The sequence below is a fragment of the Kitasatospora sp. NPDC005751 genome, assembly GCF_040630835.1.
Classification (GTDB): domain Bacteria; phylum Actinomycetota; class Actinomycetes; order Streptomycetales; family Streptomycetaceae; genus Kitasatospora.
In genome coordinates this window covers 16175-37261 of the sequence record NZ_JBEXYC010000034.1, presented here as the reverse complement: position 1 = coordinate 37261, position 21087 = coordinate 16175, and the positions used below count along the sequence as shown (strand labels likewise).

At 74.7% G+C, this 21087-nt stretch carries 15 protein-coding genes; 11 read left to right on the top strand and 4 right to left on the bottom strand.

Annotated features, from left to right (window positions below; translation table 11 throughout):
• From infB to ABZ497_RS25315, 7 genes are all read left to right on the top strand, one after another.
• Nucleotides 1-2467: translation initiation factor IF-2 (gene infB, locus ABZ497_RS25345; RefSeq protein ID WP_359808471.1), on the top strand; the 2467-nt coding region annotated here is incomplete at its 5' end.
• A gap of 151 nt (nt 2468-2618) precedes the next feature.
• Nucleotides 2619-2915 (top strand): DUF503 domain-containing protein, encoded by a 297-nt coding sequence (locus tag ABZ497_RS25340; RefSeq protein ID WP_329487712.1) that lies wholly within the window; start codon nt 2619-2621, stop codon nt 2913-2915.
• Nucleotides 2916-3069: 154 nt separating this feature from the next.
• Nucleotides 3070-3510: a 30S ribosome-binding factor RbfA gene (gene rbfA, locus ABZ497_RS25335; protein ID WP_329487711.1), complete on the top strand. Its 441-nt coding sequence runs from the start codon at nt 3070-3072 to the stop codon at nt 3508-3510.
• 2 nt (nt 3511-3512) lie between these two features.
• Entirely contained in the window at nt 3513-4616 is a 1104-nt protein-coding gene (locus ABZ497_RS25330; RefSeq protein WP_329487710.1) for a DHH family phosphoesterase, read from the top strand.
• Between the two features lie 34 nt (nt 4617-4650).
• Nucleotides 4651-5580, top strand: coding sequence for a tRNA pseudouridine(55) synthase TruB (gene truB / locus ABZ497_RS25325; RefSeq protein ID WP_329487709.1), 930 nt, complete (start codon nt 4651-4653; stop codon nt 5578-5580).
• A 269-nt stretch (nt 5581-5849) separates the two neighbouring features.
• Complete coding sequence (locus ABZ497_RS25320; protein WP_359808470.1) at nt 5850-9563, top strand: serine protease; 3714 nt, start codon at nt 5850-5852, stop codon at nt 9561-9563.
• A 65-nt stretch (nt 9564-9628) separates the two neighbouring features.
• Complete coding sequence (locus tag ABZ497_RS25315) at nt 9629-10573, top strand: bifunctional riboflavin kinase/FAD synthetase (protein WP_329487707.1); 945 nt, start codon at nt 9629-9631, stop codon at nt 10571-10573.
• An 87-nt stretch (nt 10574-10660) separates the two neighbouring features.
• Here ABZ497_RS25315 and ABZ497_RS25310 read toward each other — a convergent pair whose 3' ends face one another.
• The 3 genes from ABZ497_RS25310 to eccE all read right to left on the bottom strand — a co-directional run bounded on the left by ABZ497_RS25310 (nt 10661) and on the right by eccE (nt 15370).
• Nucleotides 10661-13075 (bottom strand): MinD/ParA family protein, encoded by a 2415-nt coding sequence (locus ABZ497_RS25310; RefSeq protein WP_359808468.1) that lies wholly within the window; start codon nt 13073-13075, stop codon nt 10661-10663.
• A gap of 127 nt (nt 13076-13202) precedes the next feature.
• Nucleotides 13203-13973, bottom strand: a complete 771-nt coding sequence (locus ABZ497_RS25305) for a hypothetical protein (RefSeq protein ID WP_329487705.1) — start codon at nt 13971-13973, stop codon at nt 13203-13205.
• A complete protein-coding gene (eccE, locus tag ABZ497_RS25300; RefSeq protein ID WP_359808466.1) occupies nt 13973-15370 on the bottom strand; it encodes a type VII secretion protein EccE in 1398 nt (465 codons plus the stop codon). Before eccE ends, ABZ497_RS25305 begins: the two co-directional genes overlap by 1 nt.
• A gap of 170 nt (nt 15371-15540) precedes the next feature.
• Here eccE and eccB point away from each other — a divergent pair, with 170 nt between their 5' ends.
• The 4 genes from eccB to mycP all read left to right on the top strand — a co-directional run bounded on the left by eccB (nt 15541) and on the right by mycP (nt 19413).
• Complete coding sequence (gene eccB, locus ABZ497_RS25295) at nt 15541-17229, top strand: type VII secretion protein EccB (protein WP_359808464.1); 1689 nt, start codon at nt 15541-15543, stop codon at nt 17227-17229.
• Between the two features lie 181 nt (nt 17230-17410).
• Entirely contained in the window at nt 17411-17710 is a 300-nt protein-coding gene (locus tag ABZ497_RS25290) for a WXG100 family type VII secretion target (protein WP_329487702.1), read from the top strand.
• A gap of 73 nt (nt 17711-17783) precedes the next feature.
• Nucleotides 17784-18074 carry a WXG100 family type VII secretion target gene (locus tag ABZ497_RS25285; RefSeq protein ID WP_329487701.1) on the top strand — a complete coding sequence of 97 codons (291 nt, stop codon included), beginning with the start codon at nt 17784-17786 and terminating at the stop codon, nt 18072-18074.
• Nucleotides 18075-18186: 112 nt separating this feature from the next.
• A complete protein-coding gene (gene mycP / locus ABZ497_RS25280; RefSeq protein ID WP_359808463.1) occupies nt 18187-19413 on the top strand; it encodes a type VII secretion-associated serine protease mycosin in 1227 nt (408 codons plus the stop codon).
• A 175-nt stretch (nt 19414-19588) separates the two neighbouring features.
• Here mycP and ABZ497_RS25275 read toward each other — a convergent pair whose 3' ends face one another.
• On the bottom strand, nt 19589-20998 hold the full coding sequence (locus tag ABZ497_RS25275) for an APC family permease (protein ID WP_352297655.1): 1410 nt from the start codon (nt 20996-20998) through the stop codon (nt 19589-19591).
• Nucleotides 20999-21087: the final 89 nt, after the last annotated feature.

The window sequence follows — 21087 nt, the reverse complement described above, 5'->3', positions numbered from 1 at the left end:
TCGTCCCGGTGGCGACCGTCCGCGTCCCGCCGGTGCCCCTGGTGCCGGTGACCGTCCGCGTCCCGGTGGCGACCGTCCGCGTCCCGCCGGTGCCCCTGGTGCCGGTGACCGTCCGCGTCCCGGTGGCGACCGTCCGCGTCCCGCCGGTGCCCCCGGCGCCGGTGGCGCGCCGCGCCCCGGTGGCGCCCCGCGTCCCGACGGCATGCCCCGTCCGGCCGGTCCGCGCCCCGGTGGCCCGAGCCCGTCCGGCATGCCGCGTCCGAACCCCGGCATGATGCCGCAGCGTCCGGCTCCGGGCCCGCGTCCGGGCCCCGGCGGCCGTGGCCCCGGTGGCCCCGGCGGCCGTCCCGGTGGTCCGGGTGGCGCCGGTGGCGCCCGTCCGGGCTTCGCCGGTCGTCCGGCCGGTCCGGGCTCGCGCCCGACCGGTGGCTTCGGCGGCCCCCGTCCCGGTGGCGGTGCCCCCGGTGGCGGCGGCGGCTTCGGTCCGCGTCCCGGTGGCTTCGGCGGCCGTCCCGGCGGCCCGGGTGCCCGTGGTGGCACGCAGGGTGCCTTCGGCCGTGGCCCCGGTGGCCGTCCGGCCCGTGGTCGCAAGTCGAAGCGGGCGAAGCGCCAGGAGTACGAGGCCATGCAGGCCCCGTCCGTCGGCGGTGTGATGCTGCCCCGCGGCAACGGTCAGACCGTTCGCCTGTCCAGCGGTGCCTCGCTGATGGACTTCGCGGAGAAGATCAACGCCAACCCGGCCGCGCTCGTCTCCGTGATGTTCAACCTCGGTGAGATGGTCACCGCGACCCAGTCGGTCTCCGACGCGACCCTCGAGCTGCTGGCCGGCGAGATGGGTTTCATCCTGGAGATCGTCAGCCGCGACGACGAGGACCGCGAGCTGCTGGAGTCGTTCGACATCGACTTCGGTGCCAACGAGGGCGACGAGGACCAGCTGGCCCCGCGCCCGCCGGTCGTCACCGTCATGGGTCACGTCGACCACGGTAAGACCCGACTGCTGGACGCCATCCGCAAGTCGAACGTGGTGGCCGGCGAGGCGGGTGGCATCACCCAGCACATCGGTGCCTACCAGGTGGCCACGATCGTGAACGGCGAAGAGCGCCCGATCACCTTCCTGGACACCCCGGGTCACGAGGCGTTCTCCGCCATGCGTGCCCGTGGTGCCAAGTCCACCGACATCGCGATCCTGGTGGTCGCGGCCAACGACGGTGTCATGCCGCAGACGGTCGAGGCGTTGAACCACGCCAAGGCCGCGGGTGTGCCGATCGTGGTCGCGGTCAACAAGATCGACGTCGAGGGCGCCGACCCGACCAAGGTCCGCGGTCAGCTGACCGAGTTCGGTCTGGTGGCCGAGGAGTACGGCGGCGACACCATGTTCGTCGACATCTCCGCGCGCCAGGGCCTCAACATCGACCAGCTGCTGGAGGCCGTGGTCCTGACCGCGGACGCCTCGCTGGACCTGCGGGCCAACCCCGAGCAGGACGCGCAGGGTATCGCCATCGAGGCCCACCTCGACAAGGGCCGCGGCGCCATGGCGACCGTGCTCGTGCAGCGCGGTACCCTCCGCGTCGGCGACTCGATCGTGGTCGGCGACGCCTACGGCCGCGTCCGCGCGATGCTGGACGAGAACGGCAACAGCCTCGCCGAGGCCGGCCCGTCCCGCCCGGTGCTGCTCCTCGGTCTGACCTCGGTGCCCCGCGCCGGCGACAGCTTCATCGTCGTCGACGAGGACCGCACCGCGCGCCAGATCGCCGAGAAGCGCTCGGCCCGCGACCGCAACGCCGCGTTCGCGCAGCGCCGGGTCCGGGTGTCCCTGGAGGACCTCGACAAGGCCATCGCCGCGGGCGAGATCGAGCAGCTCAACCTCATCATCAAGGGTGACGTCTCCGGTTCGGTCGAGGCCCTCGAGGACGCCCTCGTCAAGCTGGACGTGGGCGAGGAGGTCGAGCTCCGCATCCTGCACCGCGGTGTGGGTGCGATCACCGAGTCCGACGTCAACCTGGCGATGGGTTCGGACGCCATCATCATCGGCTTCAACGTGCGCGCCGAAGGCCGTGCGCGCGCCGCGGCCGACAAGGAAGGCGTGGACGTCCGGTACTACTCGGTCATCTACCAGGCGATCGAGGAGATCGAGAACGCCCTCAAGGGCATGCTCAAGCCCGAGTACGAGGAGGTGCGCCTCGGCTCCGCGGAGATCCGCGAGGTGTTCCGTTCCTCCAAGTTCGGCAACATCGCGGGTGTCATCGTCCGCGAGGGCCTGCTGCGCCGCAACGCCAAGGCCCGCCTCATCCGCGACGGCAAGGTCGTGGCGGAGAGCCTCACCATCGAGGGTCTGCGTCGCTTCAAGGACGACGCGACCGAGGTCCGCGAGGGCTTCGAGGCCGGTGTGACCCTGGGGTCGTTCAACGACATCAAGGTCGAGGACATCGTCGAGACCTACGAGATGCGCGAGAAGCCGCGCGCGTAAGCGGGTGGTGTCCGGGGCCGGTCGACGGGTGGTATTTCCGTCGACCGGCCCCGGTCTCGCTGTGTAGGGTCCTGGGGTAGTCAGCGATGACGAGAAGCAGCCCGGTCCAGGGCTGCCCCCGAGGCCTCCAGGTCGGCGAGACCTGTCATACATGTTCGTGGGAACACTCACCTTCGACCTGCTGCTGGGCGACGTACATTCGCTCAAGGAGAAGCGTTCGATCGTGCGGCCCATCGTGGCCGAACTGCAGCGCAAGTACAGCGTGTGCGCTGCCGAGACCGGGAACCAGGATCTGCACCGCAGGGCCGAGATCGGCCTGGCGGTGGTGTCCGGCGAAGCCGGGTACGTCACCGAGATCCTGGACAGCTGTGAGCGGTTGGTCGCCGGCCGCCCCGAGGTAGAGCTGCTCTCCGCCAGGAGGCGCTACCACAACGACGACGACGAATGAGGTCTGCGGAACGGACCGGCGCGAGTCGCCGTTCTCACACAGATCAGGACCGAGAGCGCCCACAAGGCTGGGCGCGGGCCGGTACTTTGGGGCGTGGGCCCCGACGGGCAGGCAGTACGCCCGAGTTACCCGGCCCATTGCACGAGGAGGCAACGTGACCGACACCGCTAGGGCGCGCAAGCTCGCAGACCGCATCCAGGTGGTCGTGGCCGAGACCCTGCAACGCCGGATCAAGGACCCGCGACTGGGCTATGTGACCATCACCGACACCCGGGTCACCGGCGATCTGCGCGAGGCCACCGTCTTCTACACCGTCTTCGGTGACGAAGCCGAGCGCGAGGCCTCGGCCGCCGCGCTGGAGAGCGCCAAGGGAGTGATCCGCTCCGAGGTCGGCAAGATCGGGGTGCGTTTCACCCCGACGCTGACCTTCGTCGCGGACGCGCTGCCGGAGAACGCCCGGAACATCGACGACCTGCTCGACCGGGCCAGGGCCATCGACGCCGCGGTGCGCACCACCGCGGCGGGCGCGAAGTACGCCGGTGACGCGGACCCCTACAAGGTCCCGGCGTCCGAGCGTGACGACGAGGACGAGTAGTCATGGCAGGTGAGCCGGCGTCGACCGGTTCGACGGCCGGAGCAGTCGCGGGGGCGTCCTCCACCACCACGGTGGAGGGTGCCCTCGCGGTGCTTCCGGGGCCGCGCGCCGAGGCGCCCGGCTTCGAGCTGGTCTGGCAGCAGGTGGTCGCGGAGATCGGGCGCGCCCGGTCGATCGACCTCATCTGCCACATCTGCCCGGACGGCGACGCGCTCGGCTCGGCCCTGGCGGCCGCGCTGGCCCTGCGCGGGCTGGGCCACGAGGTCCGGGTCTCCTTCGGGGACGACCCGCAGATCGTGCCCGAGTCGCTGGCCTTCCTGCCCGGCCAGGAGCTGATCGTGCCCGCCTCCGAGGTGCCCGCCGTCCCGGAGCTGGTGCTCTGCTTCGACGTGGCCGCCGAGAGCCGGCTGGGCCTGCTGCACGAGAAGGCCTTCGCCGCGCCGGTGCTGGTGGTCATCGACCACCACGCCTCCAACCCCGGCTTCGGCACCCACCAGCTGATCGACCCGAGCGCGCCGGCCACCGCCGTCCTGGTGGACGAGCTGCTGCGCCGGCTCGGCGTCGAGCTGGACCAGTCCCTGGCCACCTGCCTCTACACCGGTGTCGCCACCGACACCGGCTCGTTCAAGTACCGGGCCACCACGCCCGCCACCCACGAACTCGCCGGGCGGCTGCTGGCCACCGGCATCCGGCACGACCTGATCTCCCGGCAGCTGTGGGACACCTCGTCCTTCGGCTACCTCAAGGTGCTCGCGGCCGCGCTCGACCGGGCCGTCTACGAGCCGGACGCGGCCGGCGGCCTGGGCCTGGTGTGGACCTGGGTGCCCTACCAGGACCTTGCGCTGTTCAGCGTCACCGTCGAGGAGATCGAGGGCCTGATCGACATCCTGCGCCGCCCGGCCGAGGCCGAGGTCGCGCTGGTGCTCAAGCAGGACCCGGACGGCACGCTGCGGGGCTCCTCGCGCTCCAAGGGCGCGGTGGACGTCGCGGCGGCCTGCGCCGGGCTCGGCGGCGGCGGGCACACCTTCGCGGCCGGATTCTCCACCCGCGAGCCCGTGGCCGACGCGGTGGAGCGGTTCCGGGGCGCGCTGCGGCCCGTCAGCTGACCACTTCCAGAGAAGCCTCCAGAGAAAAGAACAGATGAAGCGCAAGGGAACCGGCCCGGACGGCCTGGTCATCGTCGACAAGCCGGAGGGCATCACCTCGCACGGGGTGGTCGCCAAACTGCGGTGGCTGGCCGGGACGCGGAAGGTCGGCCACGCCGGCACGCTGGACCCGATGGCCACCGGCGTGCTGGTCATCGGCATCGAGCGGGCCACCCGGCTGCTCGGCCACCTGATGCTGACCGCCAAGACCTACGAGGCGACCGTCCGGCTCGGCCAGACCACCGTCACCGACGACCGGGAGGGCGAGGTCACCGCGTCCGTGCCGGCCGACGGCGTGCGCCGGGAGGACATCGACGCCGGGATCGCCGCCCTCACCGGCGAGATCATGCAGGTGCCGTCCAAGGTCAGCGCGATCAAGATCGACGGCAAGCGCTCCTACGCGCGGGTGCGCGAGGGCGAGGACTTCGAGCTCGCGGCCCGGCCGACCACCATCCACTCCTTCACCGTCCACGAGCAGCGGGCCGCCGTCGCCGAGGACGGCACCCCGGTGATCGACCTCGACGTGACGGTGGAGTGCGCCTCCGGCACCTACATCCGGGCGCTGGCCCGCGACCTCGGCGCCGGCCTCGGCGTCGGCGGCCACCTCACCGCGCTGCGGCGCACCCGGGTGGGCCCCTACGGCGTGGAGTCGGCCCGGACCCTGGAGCAGCTGGAGGAGGCGGTGACCGGTGACGCCGGCGCTCCGCTGGAGGTGCTGCCGATCGGCGACGCCGCCGCGGCCGCCTTCCCGCGCTGGGACCTCGACGCCGAGCAGGCCAAGGTGCTGTCGCACGGCGCCCGGCTGAAGGCGCCCGGGATGGGCGTGGCCGGTCCGATCGCGGTCTACGGGCCGGACGGGCGGTTCCTCGCGCTGGTGGAGGAGCACGGCGGTCAGGCGAAGCCGGTGGCCGTCTTCGTCGGCTGACGCCGGGAGGTCCGGGCCGCGTGCCGGTCGAGCCCCCCGCCGCCCCCGTCCGGGGCGGCGGGGGGCTCTCGGCGTTCCGCGCGGGCACCTGGCGGAGCGGGGCCGGCGAGGTTCACCCGCACGGGGGAGCGCGCGAGGTGAACCCCGGTGGTGAGCGGCGCGGGTGCGGTCGGGCCTGCCCGGCACCGGGCAGGCTCCCGGGCGGCGAGCAGGTCGCCGCGACGCGTCCGCCTCCCGGGCCGCTCGGCCCTGCCGGGAGGGCTGCACGCATGCCGGGAGCACTGGACGGCGACGGGGTGGCGGACGATCCGGGGCGCTACCTGCTGCGGATCCGCGACCTCGACGGACGACTGCGCGGGCTGGGGTTCGTCGCGGACCCGCAGGGGACCGTCCTCACCGCGCACGAGAGCGTCGCGGACCTCGACCGGATCGTCCTGCACACCCCGGGCGGCCAGACCAGGGTGCTGGGCCCGGACAGCGTCCTGCCGCTGCCCGGGCACGGCCTGGCCCTGCTGCGGACCGACGGCGTCGGCGGGCTGCCGGTGCCCCCGCTGCCGATCGCGGCGCCGGGCGCGGTGGCCGCCGGGCGGGAGGTGCTGCTGCCCGCGTTCACCGGCGAGGGGGAGCGGACGGTCGCCCTGCGCTGCGGCGTGCTGGGCGTCACCGGCGCGGTCTACGCCCGGCCCGACCGCTTCCACCTGCTGGGCGGGGTGCTGCTGCTGGACGTGCCGGTCGTCACGGGTACCGGGCCGGTGCCCGCCGGGGCGCCGGTGCTGGACGCCCGCAGCGGCGCCGTGATCGGCGTCGCCGCTCCGGCGCTGCGGGCCCCGGAGCAGGGCGGCGCGCTGACCGCCGCCCCGGCGAACGGCAGCGGGTCGGGCGAGGGCGCGCCGGCGCTGGCCGAGGCGCTGGCGCGCAACGCCGCCGGTGTCCCCGCGTACGGATCGGCGCTGAACCTGGCGGGGGTGCTGCGGCTGGCCGCCGCCCAGGTGGCGGCCGCCGGGGCCGGTCCCGGCCGGGTGGCCGCCCTGGCCGCCGACCGGGTCGACCGCCCGGACGGCCTGGCCGGGGACGACCCGCGGGCGACGGTCACCGCGCTGGTCGGCGCCCCCGGCTCCGGCCGGACCACCGAGCTCGCGGCCCTCGCCGTCCGGCGCGGCGGCGAGGACCGGGCGCTTCCCACGCTCTGGCTGCGCGGCGCCGACCTGCGTGCCGAGGACGCCTCGCTCGCCGCGGCGGTGCGGCGGGCGCTGGCCTTGGCGGCGGCCGGCCTCGGCACCCGGCCGCCGCCCGGGCCGGACGCCGTGGCCGCCCTCTGCGCGGCCGCGCGGCGGCCGCTGCTGATCGTGCTGGACGGCCCCGAGGAGGCGCCCGTCCCGCTCGACCGGGCCTGGCGGCGGGCGGCCGGGGAGTGGCTGACGGCGGTCGGGGCCCGGCTGCTCACCGCCTGCGGGGACGAGGCCTGGGAGCTGCTGGCGGGCCTCGACGACGACCGCGCGGCGGCCGGGCCCGGTACGGCGCCGGCGGGGTGTCCGCGGCACGGCGGGGACGGCCCGCCGTGGGACCGGGAGCCGTGGGCCGGTGACGAGTTACCGGCGGGCGGCACCACGGCCGGGCCGGCCGGGGCCGACTGCCGCTGCGCGGGGGCGGCCGGGAGCTTCGCCGTCCACCGGCTCGGCCCGCTCCCGGCCGAGGCCGCCGACCGGGTGCGCCGCCGCTACGGGCTGCCGCCGGACTGGACGTCGGCCGCGGACGCCCGCCACCCGCTCGCCGTCCGGCTGGCCGGGGAGCTGTGGGCGCAGGGGCTGCGGGGGGAGCCGGTGGGCCGCGGCGAGCTGTTCGCGGCCCACCTGGACCTCTGCTGCCTGCGGGTGGCCCAGCGGATCGCCGCCGACGGGCGGCCCCGGCGCCCGGGCGCCCACCGGCGGGGTGCCGGGCGGCCGGCGGGTCCGTCGCCCGGCCGGGTGCGCAGGCTGGCCGCCGCGGTGGCCGGGCGGGTGCACGAGGCGGCCCGGCGGATGCTCGGCGCGGAGCAGGGCGGGCTCGGCCGGGCCGCCTTCGAGGAGCTCTTCCCACCCGGCAACTGGGCGGCCGCGGTGCTGGCGGAGGGCCTGTTCGTGCCCGCGGGCCCGGGCTTCCGGCTCGCCCACGGCGAGTTCTCCGACTGGCTCCAGGGCCTGCACCTGGACCTGGACGCGGCGCTGCGGCTGCTCCTCGGCGAGGCCGAGGACACCCCGCCGCCGGGGGAGGCCCGTACGGTGCCCCGGCACCGCGTCGCCCCGGTGGCGTCCGCGCTCGGGCGGCTGGCCGAGACCTGGGGCGCCACCGCGCTGGACCCGTGGCTGCATCGGCTCTGGCGGGCGCTGGACCTGCGCCCGCCGGGCAGCGAACCCGGCTGGTGGGCCGGCCGGTTGCTCGCCGCCGGGCTGGCCGCCAGCCCCGATCTCGACGAACACCGGGCGCTGCTCGCCCAGTTGGCCGGCCGGATCGCCGAGGTGGCACCGGCGGCCGGCGGGTTCGAGCGGCTCCCGGCGGCCGGTCTGGGCCGCTTCGGTCCGCGCTTCTGGACCGGTCTGGGCCTGCCGGTCGAGAGCGAACTGGCACTCCTGCGCCGACTGGTCACCGCCGACGGACCGGCGCGGCCGTTCCTCGCCGCCACGGCCGAGCGGCTGCGCGCCGACCCGGCCCGGGTGATGCCGCTGCTCTGCGCCTGGTTCGACGACCCGCGCGGGCTGCCCGGCCGCCCCGGCACCACCGTCGCCGATCTCGCCCACGACCTGCTGTACCGCCACCGCGCGCTGGCCCTGGACGACCTGACGGAGGCGCTGGCCGACGCGGCGCACCCCCGGGCGGACGCGCTGCTCACCGTGCTCGCCGGTGAGGAGCCGTCGGCGCTCTGCCGCGCCGTGGACCGCTGGAGCCACGACCGGCGGCCCGAGCGGCACGTCGCCGCCGCCGTGCACGCGCTGCGCGCCGCGCCGTACGCGCGCGGGGCCGGACCGGAGTTGCTGCGGTTCGCCGCACTGGCACTGCTCGCCCGCGAGGAGGAGCCGTGCCTGCACGGCGCCGCGCTGGCGCTGCTGGTGCGCGACCCGCGGGCCCGGGCCCGGCACCTCCCGGCCGCGCTGGCGGCGTACCGGCACGGCGAGGACCGCTTCCTGACCGCCCGGGCGCTGGCCCCGGCGCTGGAGAGCGACCCCGAGCCCGTCCTGGCCGCTTTCGCGCAGCGGCTGGCGGCCCCCGGCGCGGCCGTCGCCGAGACGCTGCGGGTGCTGGCCGACGCCCGGACGCCGCAGGCCACCCGGCGCGGCGCCGAACTGGCGGCCCGGCTGCTGCGGGAGCGCCCGGCGCTGGCGGGCGCGGTCGCCGTCGACTACCTGGGCCGCCGGCTGACGCGCGGCGCCGCCGGGGGACCGGCCGCCCGGCTGGAGCTGCGGGTGCTGCTCGGCAGCGCCCTGGCGGCCGGTCCGGTGGCGGTGCGGCGGCCGTTCGCCCAGGTGCTGGCGGTCCCGGTGGCCGATGCCGAGGCCGACGCCCTGCGCTGCGAACTCCTGGACACCCTGCTGGCCACCGAGGGCGACCAGGAGGTGCTCGCCGCCGTCGTGGAGCGGCTGGCCGAGCACTGCGCGGCCGAGCGCCCGGCGCGGGCCCGGACGGTGCTGGCCCGCGCCGCGGCCGGGCTCACGGACGCGGACGAGCTGCTGGCCCGCTGCGCGGGCCGTTCGGCGGCGTTCGCGCTGCTGCTGGCCCGGTGGCCCGAGGGCGAGGCCCCGGCCCGGCCCGCCGACCCCCGGTCGGCCCGGCTGCGGGAGCCGGCGGCGGCCGGGCGCGACCCGCGGGAGGCCGCCGAGGCCGGGCGGGAGGCGGACCGGGCGACCCCGCGGGAGCCGGTTCCCACCCCGGTGTCCGGGACCGGACAGCCGGCGGTGCGCCCAACCCGCCTTCCGGTGCCGAAGCAGGGGCGGGCGCATGGCACGCTATAGGGGTTCGGGTTTGAGCGTTTGAGCGTACAGAAGGTACGCGCCGTAGGGAACAAGGAGCGGTCAGGGTGCAGCGCTGGCGTGGCCTGGAGGAGATCCCCGGGGACTGGGGACGCAGCGTCGTCACCATCGGGTCGTTCGACGGTGTGCACCGCGGGCACCAGCTGATCATCAACCGGGCGGTCGAGCGCGCCCGTGAGCTCGGCGTCCGCTCGGTCGTGGTCACCTTCGACCCGCACCCGAGCGAGGTGGTCCGCCCGGGCAGCCACCCGCCGCTGCTCGCCCCGCAGCCGCGCCGCGCGGAGCTGATCGAGGCGCTCGGGGTGGACGCCGTCCTGGTGCTGCCGTTCACCTCCGAGTTCTCCCAGGAGTCCCCGGAGACCTTCGTCCGGCAGGTGCTGGTGGACGCGCTGGGCGCGCGGCTGGTCATCGAGGGGCCGAACTTCCGCTTCGGGCACCGCGCGGCGGGCGACGTCGCGCTGCTGGCCGAGCTGGGCCGGGCCGCCGACTTCGACGTCGAGGTGGTCGACCTCCAGGTGCGCGGGGCGGCCGGGGACGGCGAGCCGTTCTCCTCCACCCTCATCCGGCGGCTGGTCGCGGCCGGTGACATGGCCGGCGCGGGCGAGGTGCTGGGCCGCCCGCACCGGGTCGAGGGCGTGGTGGTGCGCGGCGCCCAGCGCGGCCGCGAGCTGGGCTTCCCGACGGCCAACGTGGACACGGTGCCGCACAGCGCGATCCCGGCCGACGGCGTCTACGCGGGCTGGCTGACGGCGGACGGCGAGCTGATGCCGGCCGCGATCTCGGTCGGCACCAACCCGACCTTCGACGGTACGGCCCGCACCGTGGAGGCGTACGCCATCGACCGGGTCGGCCTGGACCTGTACGGGCTGCACGTCGCGGTCGACTTCCTCGCCTACCTGCGCGGGATGGAGAAGTTCGACTCGATCGACGCGCTGCTGGACCGGATGGCCGACGACGTGAAGCAGGCCCGCGAGCTCACCGACGGGGGCTGACCGGACCGGTCGCGGATGCCGAAGGGCCCGCCGGCCGTCCACGGATCCGCTGGATCCGTGGACGGCCCGGCGGGCCCTTTCGGTTCGCTACGGCTGCGGCTGCTGCGGGTAGCCGTACCCGGCGGGGGGCGGCGGCTGCGCGCCCGGCTGGGGCTGCGGGTAGCCGTACCCGCCGGCCGGCGGCTGGGGCTGCTGCTGCCAGTCCTGCGGGGGCTGCTGGGCACCCGGTTGGGCCTGCGGGTACCCGTAGCCGGGCGGGGGCGGCGGGGCCTGCCCCGGCTGCGGGGCCCACGGCGCGCCGGGCGCGGGCCCGCCGGCCGGGTAGCCGCCCTGGCCCGGCTGCGGGTACGGCTGCTGCTGGGCCTGCTGCGGGTAGGGCTGCTGCGGGTCGGCGTACGGCTGCGGCTGGCCCGGGTAGGGGGCGGTGGGCTGCGGGGGCTGGTGGGCCTGCTGCTGCCAGCCGGACTGCTGGGCGGCGGCCTGCTGGGCGCGGACGATGTCCTCGCCGACCAGGGTGGCGAGTTCGAAGTACGCCTCGCGGACCTTGGGCCGCATCATGTCGAGGTTGACCTCGGCGCCCGCCGCCAGGCTCTCGTCGAACGGCACCACGATGACGCCGCGGCAGCGGGTCTGGAAGTGCGCGACGATGTCCTCGACCTTGATCATCTTGCTGGTCTCGCGAACCCCGGAGACCACCGTGATGCTGCGCTGCACCAGGTCGGCGTAGCCGTGCGCGGAGAGCCAGTCCAGCGTGGTCGACGCGGAGGAGGCGCCGTCCACGCTCGGCGTGGAGACGATGATCAGCTGGTCGGCGAGGTCCAGCACCCCGCGCATCGCGCTGTACAGCAGGCCGGTGCCGGAGTCGGTCAGGATGATCGGGTACTGGCGGCCTAGCACGTCGATGACCTGGCGGTAGTCCGAGTCGTTGAAGGTGGTCGAGACGGCCGGGTCGACGTCGTTCGCCAGGATCTCCAGGCCCGAGTGCAGGTCCTGGGAGGTGAACTGACGGATGTCCATGTAGCTGCGCAGGTGCGGGATGGCCGTCACCAGGTCGCGGATGGTCGCGCCGGTCTGGCGCTTGACCCGGCGGCCGAGGGTGCCGGCGTCCGGGTTGGCGTCGATCGCGATCACCTTGTCCTGGCGCTCGCTGGCCAGGGTCGCGCCGAGCGCGGTGGTGGTCGTGGTCTTGCCGACGCCGCCCTTGAGGCTGATCACCGCGATCCGGTAGCAGCTCATCACCGGCGTCCGGATGACCTCCAGCTTGCGGCCGCGCTCGGCCGCGGCGGCCTTGCCGCCGAACTGGAAGCGCGGCTGCTGGCGCTGCTGCTTCGGCTGGTTGCGCAGCAGCCGGTCCGAGGAGAGCTCGACGGCGGCCGTGTAGCCGAGCGGTGCGCCGTGCGAGACCTGCTGCGGGGCGGCGGACTGCTGGAACGCGGCGGGTGCCTGCGGGACCCCGGACTGCTGCTGCCACGGCTGGGCGGGGCCCGGCTGCTGGGGCTGGGGCTGGGGCTGCTGGGGCTGGGCCTGCTGCTGCGGCGGCTGCTGGTACGGGGTCGGCTGCGGCCAGCCGCCCTGGCGGGGGTCGACCGGCGGTGCCTGCGGGCCGGGCGCCTGCTGGGCGGCCGCCCAGGCGCCGGCCTGCTGCTCCTGGGGGTCGGCCGGCTGCTGCGGCGGCGCCGGCTGCGGCCACGGCTGGGCCTGCTGCGGCGGCTCCGGGTAGGGCTGCGGCTGGGCGTACGGCTGCGGGTCCGCGTAGGGCTGGGGCTGGGCCTGCTGCGGCGCCTGCTGCTGGGGCTCGGCGTAGGCCGGCGGCTGGGCCTGCTGCGGCGGCCCGGGGTAGGGCTGCGGCTGGGTGTAAGGCTGCTGCGGCGGGGGCACGGCCGGGCCGGGCTGCTGGTGCGCGGCCACGTCGGCCGGCGGCCACGGCTGGGCCGCCGCGGCCTGCGGCTGTTCGGGGGCGGGGCCCGGTGTCGGGGCGGGCGCGGGCCCACCGGCGGTGGGCGCGGCGAACGGGACGTGCTGCGCCTCGACATGGGTGGCCGGCACGGGGACCGGCGGGGTCGTCTCCGGGGCGGTCGCGACGGCCGGGGCGGGCTCGGTGGCCGGGACGGGCGCAGGCGCGGGCACCGGAGCCGGTGCGGCGACCGGCGCCGCCGCCGGACCGTCCGCGGCCGGGGGAACGGCCGGTGCGACGAACGATTCGGCCGCGGGCACGGGCGCGGGCGCGGGGACCGGTGCCACGACGGGTGCCGGTGCCGGTGCCGGCGCCGGCGCGGCCGGGCCGCCGCCCGCCGCCGGAGCGCCCGCCCCGTCCGGTGCTCCGCCTGCCTGGACGGGTGCCGGACCGGCGCCCGGACCAGGGCCCGGACCGGCGGCCGGAGCCGCCGCGGAGTCCGTCTGCACGTACCAGGACGGGGGAGTGTAGTCGGGCGCGTCGGACCAGTCGTCGTCGTCCTCCGCCGCGTTGTCGCCGACGTAGACGCCGTCCCGATCGCTGCTCACCTAGGGCTCCCTCGTGTTCGCCGCCGCTCGTCGCGGTGCCGTTGCCGCATCAAAGACTAGGCCGTGCACCACCCCCCGTTGAAGGCGGAGTCTCATCTCGCCCGGGGCGCGATCGGGTCCCGGCAGGTCAGTCCATGCGTCGTGCCCCGCCCAGGACCTGCTGCTCGGCCTGCCCGGCGACGGTCCGTACGTACTGGCGGCGCATCCGGGTCGTCCAGAGCGTCATGTCGTCCCCGAGGGTGGGCAGCGCGGCGATGTCCTGCGGGCCGAGCGAGAGCACCCGGCCGATCAGCTCGGCCTCCTGCGGCGAGACCCGCTGCACGCCGACCAGGTCGGCGGCGTTCAGCACCCGGGCCGCGTTCGGGCCCAGGTAGGGCAGCAGGGTCAGGGTGGTCTGCCAGGGCGCGGCGGAGAGCCGGCTGCGCGGCGGGCGGGCGCCGAGGTCGCGCACCACGAGCACCGGCGAGGTCACCGAGGCACCCTGCGGGCCGAGTCGGCCGACCTGGTGGACGGTCACGCACGGCTGGCCGCCGCCCGCGGCCTGCGCCATCGGTCCCCACAGCTGCCCGCGCGCGGTCTCGACGGCGATCCGGGCGCCGGTGGCGGCCGCCCGCAACGCGATGACCTGGGCCGTCCAGACGCCGCCGACTAGGACCAGGTCGTAGGCGCTGGGCCGGAAGAGGCCGAGCACGGCGGGCTGCTTCTGGACGTCCTCGCCGATCAGCACGCCGTCGTCGCCGACCGGGAAGGAGAGCGCGCCGAGGTCCTCGGTGGTCAGCACGTGTTTCTCGCGGCGCGGGCCGCGTAGTCCGAAGCCGGGCAGGATCCGCGGCCGGACCCGGGGCTGCTCGGTGGAACCGGGCTGCGGGCCGGGCGTCGGGTAGGTCTGGTACGCCATCAGGAAGCACCTCCCAGGGGCAGGGTGGCGAGCATGCCGGGGGCCTGCTCCAGGTCGAGTCGGGCGAGGCCGAGGCCGGTGCTCTGCGCCCGGGCCTCCACCAGTCGTCCGACCTGGACGACCTCGCTCTCGCTGCGCCCGGTGACCCGGACGTGGCCGCTGATCGCCACCGAACCGCCGGTGCCGTGACCGGCGGTCAGGCTGAAGGTGCTGGCCAAAGCGGGCGAGCCGGTGATCAGGTTGACGAGGTCCGGCGCGGCGATCCGGCCGGGGGCGCCGCCGGGGCGGCTGAGCTGCGGCCACCGGGAGATCCAGTAGGTGCTGTGCCAGCGGTCGTCGATCCGCCAGAAGCGGTTGCTCTCCTGGGTGCGGCGGCCGCTGCCGCCACCGCTGCCGGTCCCCTGGCGGCCGGCCACGGCGAGCGGGTTGGCGCAGGTGGAGATGGCCAGTGCGGCGATCAGCTCGCGCTCGTCCAGCACGGTGGCGTTGAACCCGGCGCTGTTGAGCCGCCCGGCGAGTTGGTCGGTGACCCGCTGCAGGGCCTTGCGGGCGCCCTCCTCGCCGCCGCCGCGGGCGCGGACGGCGGTGGCCGCGCGCTCCGGGTCGAGCTTGAGCGCCACCCAGGTCAGCCGCAGGCCGGGGGTGGCGGTGCCGTCGGGCAGCTCCTGGTAGGCGCGGGCGGCCAGCGACTGCTCGGGCAGGTGCGGGGCCGGCGCCGGCTGGGTGTGCTGGACGATCTGGACCGACTCCAGCGTGATGTCGTCCACCCGCAGTGCCGAGCAGATCACGTCCAGCGGCAGCGGCAGCGCGGTGCGCACCGGCCGCAGCGGCTGGTCCTTGGCCTGGACGAGCAGCACCGAGCTGAGGAAGGTGCCGTCGCCGACCATGCCGGTCTCCCGGCGCATCGGCCGGCCGCCGAAGTCGGTCTCGGTGGCGTGGGTGCAGGTGCGCAGGGCGGGTTCCAGCTCCAGCGCGGGGGCGATGGCCGGGTCGGTGCCGACCGGCGGGACGTTCGTCCGGGCCTGCTTGCGACGGGCCTTCAGGGCGGCGCGCACCCGCAGCGCCTCGGGGATGGTGCGTCCGCGCAGCGGGATGACCGCGAGGACGACCAGCGCCAGGGCGACGGCGCCGAAGCCGCCGGCCACCGGCTTGCTGATCGTCCAGCCGACCACCACGAGTGCCACCGCGACCTCGACCAGCACGAGTTGCTGGAGCCTCAGCCGGCCGCCGAGCAGCCCGGGCCTGGGGTGGACGCGGACCGGTACGGGGGCCGTCGGCCCGACGGCGGCCGCGGGTTCGGCGACCTGGCCCCGTTCGGGCTGGGCCCGTCGGCCGGAGCGGCGCGATCCCCTGCCCTCGTCGGTGCTGCGGCGCCCTGGAGCGGTCTGGCTTGGCATCCCCCGAGTGACCCTCTCTGAATCAGTTGTCGCGGCCCGGTTGGCCGGTTCGCGAACCGTACCCGTACCGTACTCACCGTCTGCTGCCGCATCGTAGAGGGTTCGAAGCCGCTCTCGCCCGGCGGGTGCGGACCACGGGGTATGTCGGTCAGACAGGGGAGACGACGAGCATGGCATCACGCCGGGACGAGCTGAACGCCTACACCTTCGCGCGGAAGCGAACGGTCGGCGCGTTCCTGCTGCCCAACGGGGGCGGCAGCGACGAGGACGCGCCGCGGCCGGTGAAGGCGATCCTGCCGAGCGTCATCGTGGGCGCTCTGGTGGTCGGCGCGTTCGGGGTCTGGGGGGTGTTCAAGCCGAGCGCCCCGGTGGGCTGGGACAGCGGCAAGAACATCGTGCAGGGCAAGAAGAGCACCACCCGGTACGTGGTGCTGACCGATCCGGACGGCAAGACCAAGCGGCTGCACCAGGTGCTGAACATGTCCTCGGCGCGGCTGGTGCTGCCGGTGGACGCGAAGGTGGTGGTGGTCGCCGACGAGGTGCTCGACAAGTACCCGAGCCACGGCCCGACCATCGGCATCCCGAACGCGCCGGACCGGCTGCCGACCAAGGAGAACGCGAGCAAGCCGATGAAGTGGTCGGTCTGCGACAGTCCCGGTCCGGACGACAAGCAGGAGACGGCCAATCAGGCGCTGTTCCTCGCGGGCGGTGCCGACGCCAGGACGCTGGCCGCCAAGGACCGGGTGCTGGACACCGACCAGGCGCTGCTGGTGAAGGAGATCGACGACCAGCAGGTCGCCGCGCAGCCCGGCCCGGGCCAGCCGCCGATCGACCAGAGCAAGTTGAACCTCTACCTGATCGACTCGCAGGGCCGCAAGCACGCCATCGGGGGGACGCAGACCTCCGAGAGCGACAAGAAGCAGCTGATGGCGGCGATCTTCGGGGCGAGCGCGAAGCCGCAGCCGGTGAAGAGGGAGTGGATGGACACCCTGGTCACCGGCTCGGTGATCCAGTTCCCCAAGATCGACGGGCTGGTCCCGGACGTCAAGGGCCCCAACTCCTCGGTGGCGCTGCAGAAGCCGGAGGACCGCAAGATCGGCCGGCTGGTCCGGTACGGCGACCGGAACTTCGTGGTGGGCAAGGACCAGCTGTTCGTGGTCACCCAGCTCCAGGCCGAGCTGATCCGGCAGAACCCCGCGTGGCAGGGGCTCTACAACCAGGACGCCGACCGGACGCCGCGGATCGACGAGCTGATGCCGGCCGACTACGCCGCCTTCAACTCCAGCACCCCGCTGAAGGACGCCGACGACTGGCCGACCAGGACGGGGGCGCCGGCCAACAACTGGCAGGCGGCGAAGGACGCGAAGCCGGTGATCTGCAGCACGTTCGACGGGATGGCCGAGGACGGCAAGACGCCGCGGCGCAGTGTCTGGGCCGGCCCGGACTTCCCGGCGAAGCACAGCAGCGGCGTCGGTTCGGCCTATGTGACCCCCGGTCAGGGACTCTTCTACCGTGCGCTGGACGGCGGTGCGGGCGGCTCCGGCAGCGACTACCTGATCACCGAGACCGGGCTGCGCTACGCCGTCCCCGCCAACACCACCGGCGGCAAGGGGGCGCAGGCCGCGCCGTCCGCCCAGCCGGGCAAGCCGGTCCCGACCGTCACCGCGACCCCGACCGTCCAGCCCGCTGACCCGGCCGCCGGGCAGCCGGGTCAGCAGCAGGACGAGGCCGGCGGCAACCAGGCCCGGCTCGGCTACCAGGGCCTGCAGCCGGTGCCGGTGCCGCTGGCCTGGTCGGCCCTGGTGCCCTCCGGTCCGGCGCTGAACGCGAAGACCGCGGCCCAGCAGCAGAACGCCTGACCGGCCCGTTCCGGCAACGGAATTGGCCCCAGTGTCATGGTCTGGTAACTAGCGGTTCCCCGGTGTTGGGCGAGTTGCGTGTGCCGACTACAGTGCTGCTGGACATCACACCGGTGATGCGGCGGACCGGCCGGGAACGGCGGTCCGGACACAATGTCTGTCTCATGGGGGACGGTAGAGCATGGGTCAGTTCAAGACGACCGCTCAGGAGATGCTGGCTTTCGCCAAGCACATGGACGAGGTCATCGGCCAGATCGAGGGCGAGATTCGCAAGCTCGACAGCCTGGTGGGTTCGATCGCCGGCGGTTGGCAGGGTCAGGCGGCCACGGCCTACAAGACCCTTCAGGGCCAGTTCAACGAGGACGCGGTCGAGCTCAACAAGTCGCTGAAGGCGATCAAGAGCGCGATCGAGATCACGACCAAGCAGTACTCGGCGACCGACGCGGACCAGCAGGCGGCGTTCGGCGCCGGCAAGATCTGATCCCCTCTCTGCCAGGTCATTCACCGGCGGCCCCTGGTGAGGGAGCGCGTCGGTTCCTCGACAAGGAGACATCGTGTCCGACCACATTCTCGTCAACTTCGAAACTGTCCGGAACGCCGGCAGCGAGGTTCGCGCCACCGCCAACCGCATCAACTCCCAGCTTGAGGAGCTGAAGGCGGGCGTGACCAAGATCGCCTCCAGCTGGGAGGGTGCCGCTCAGCAGGGCTACCAGGCCCACCAGGCGAAGTGGGACTCCCGCGCCAGCCACCTGCAGCAGGTGCTGTCCCAGATCGCCGGCTCGCTGGACAAGGCGGCCGAGAGCTACAACAGCACCGAGAACAACAACGCCAAGCTCTGGGGCTGACGGATCCCGCCCCCGGTCGTGGGGGCGATCGATTCCGCCGAAGGGGCGGGTGCCCGGTCCGGGCACCCGCCCCTGGCGCGCAACACGGGTGGACGACAAGAGGGGTGGCAGGGTGTCCGTAGTCAGGTACCGGAAGGTGGCCGCGACGGTGGCCGCGCTCGCGGTGCTCGGCGGTCCGCTGGCCGCCCCGGCCCACGCGGACGGGCCCGGCATCGCCGCCGCCGGTGACTGCGCCAAGGACGCCCAGAACGTGCAGGCCGTGCCGTGGTCGTTGCAGCGCATGGTGCTCGACGAGCTCTGGCAGGGCGGCACCGTCACCGGTGCGGGGGTGACCGTCGCGGTCATCGACACCGGGGTCAACGACCAGAACCCCCAGCTGGCCAACCGGGTGGTCGACGGCGGCTCGCTGTTGAAGGACAAGGACAAGAAGAAGGTCGAGGGCACCGGCAAGGACGACCTCGTCGGCCACGGCACCAAGGTCGCGGGCATCATCGCGGCCGGCCACTACGACCAGACCGGCTTCGTCGGCATCGCCCCGGACGCCGGCATCCTGTCGATCCGGCAGAACGACGCCGAGGGCAACGGTGACGTCTACACCCTGGTCGAGGCGATCTACATCGCGATCCAGCGGGGCGTCAAGGTCATCAACATCTCGCAGGACGTGCGCGGCGCCGGCAACGCCGACTTCGGCGGCTACGCGGAGCTGAAGGCCGCCGTCGAGGCCGCCGAGGCCAAGGACATCGTGGTGGTCGCCTCCTCCGGCAACGACGGCAAGGAGGGCGACACCTATCCCGCCGCGTTCCCGACCGTGCTCGCCGTCGGAGCCTCCGACCGCAACAACGAGCGTGCCCCGTTCTCCCAGTACGGCGACTTCGTGGACGTCGTCGCGCCCGGCGTCGACATGCTCTCCACCGTCCCCCGGGGCGGCCAGTGCGTGGACAACGGCACCAGCTTCGCCGCGCCCTACGTCGCCGGCCTGGCCGCGCTGCTGCTCGGCGCCCACCCCAAGTGGAAGCCGGCGCAGGTGCGCGCCCGGATCGAGCAGACCGCGCAGCGCACCGGGCACGAGGCGAACGCGTACATCGGCTGGGGCGTGGTGGACCCGGTGAAGGCCGTCACCAAGGCACCCGAGGACCCGCCGTACAAGGCGAAGCCGGACGAGCCCGTCCAGCTGGCCGCCGCCCCGATCGTGCCGCAGCCGCTCGGCCTCGGCGAGACCCAGGCCGACCGCGACGGCCGCACCGCGACCTACGTCCTGGGCGTCGGCGCCCTGCTCGTCGCGCTGCTCATCGGCGGCGGCGTGGTGCTCCGCGACCACCGCCGGCGCCCCACGGACTGATCCGGAGCCTTCTCCCCGCCGCGAGCCTGCGCCGGCCGGTCGGCCCGCGTCCGACCGGCCGACCCCGGGGTGGCGCCGGCGCGTGCGGAACGGCGGTGCCGCGGACCAGAGGGGGAGTGGTCCGCGGCACCGCCGTGTGGGGGAGGGGTGGGGGTCGGGGGCGGCCCCGCCGGGGTCAGGCCTGCTGGTCCTCGGGCAGGCTGATCACCCAGCGGGTCTCCTGCCGGGGGCGCAGGTAGAAGAGCCAGTAGAGGGTGGCGGCGGCGGTGATGCCGCCGGTCCACAGCAGGGGCACGGTGTCCAGCTGGGTGATGATGTAGACCAGCACGACGATCAGGACCACCGGGACGGCCGGCCAGAGCGGCATCCGCCAGGCGGTGGCGTGCTTGTGCTGATCGCGGCGCGACAGCAGCGCGGCGATGGCGACCAGCAGGTACATCCCGGTGACGGCGACGCCGGTGATCTCACTGAGCAGCTCGCCCTTGACGAAGCAGAGCGCGGCGCCCGGCAGGCCGACGGCCAGCGTGGCCACCCACGGGGAGCCGAACCTGCCCAGGGTGGAGAAGGCCTTGTTGACCGGCTCGGGCCACGCCTTGTCGCGGGCCGAGGCGAACAGCACCCGGGAGTTCTGGATGACCATGACGATGCCGGCGTTGATGATCGCCAGCGCCACGCAGAGGCTGATGAAGGTGCCGACGGCGGAGTTGCTCCACGCGGTGACCATGCCGGAGATGTCGCCGGAGGTCAGGGTGGCCAGGTCGGGGGCGCCCATGGTGATCGCGGTGACCGGGATCAGGATGACCGCGGCGGAGATGCCGAGGGTCCACAGCACGGTGCGCGAGACGTTGCGGCGCGGGTCCTCCAGCTCCTCGGAGAGGTAGACCGCGGTGGAGAAGCCCTGGGTGATGAAGAGGGCGATGCCGAGCGCGCCGACGATGGCGCCGATGCTCACCGTGGTGGTGGCGCCGCCGTCGCCGGCGACCACCCCGTGCAGCAGGCTGGGCGCGTCGCCGTTGGCGTGGGCGAAGCCGAGCACCGACACCACACCGGCGGCGACGACCTCCAGGACCAGGAAGACGCCGGTGATCCAGGCGTTGGCACGCAGGTCCAGCAGACCGGCCAGGGTGGCGGCGAGCATCACCGCGGCGCCGGCGATCGGCTTGTCGACGTGCAGCACCGGGGCGAGGTAGTCGGCGGTGCCGAGGGCGATCACCGAGGGGACGATCAGCACCACGATCAGCGAGAGCACGAAGACCAGCCAGCCGGCCAGTCGCCCGGCCAGGGTGCCGACCATCGCGTACTCGCCGCCGGCGCTGGGGATCAGGGTGCCGAGTTCGGAGTAGCAGAAGGCGACCGCGATACAGAGCACCGAGCCGATCGCGATGGCCAGCGCGGTGGCGCTGCCGATGCTGGAGAACAGCTCCGGGACGATCACGAAGAGCGTGGAGGCCGGGGTGACGCAGGACAGCGTGAGCAGGGTCCCGCCCACGACGCCGATCGAGCGCTTGAGCGTCTGGGGGGAGGCGGCGCCCTCGGCCGCCGTAGTGGGGGCTACGGCGTGTGGCGGGCGAAGCGTGTCGGTCATGTGGCTTCCGATCGGCTCTGTGCGGTCCTGGAGAGGGAGCGGTATCGCCTCCGCTGGCTTGCTGCTGTGGGGTTCTGGTCCTTCGCTCC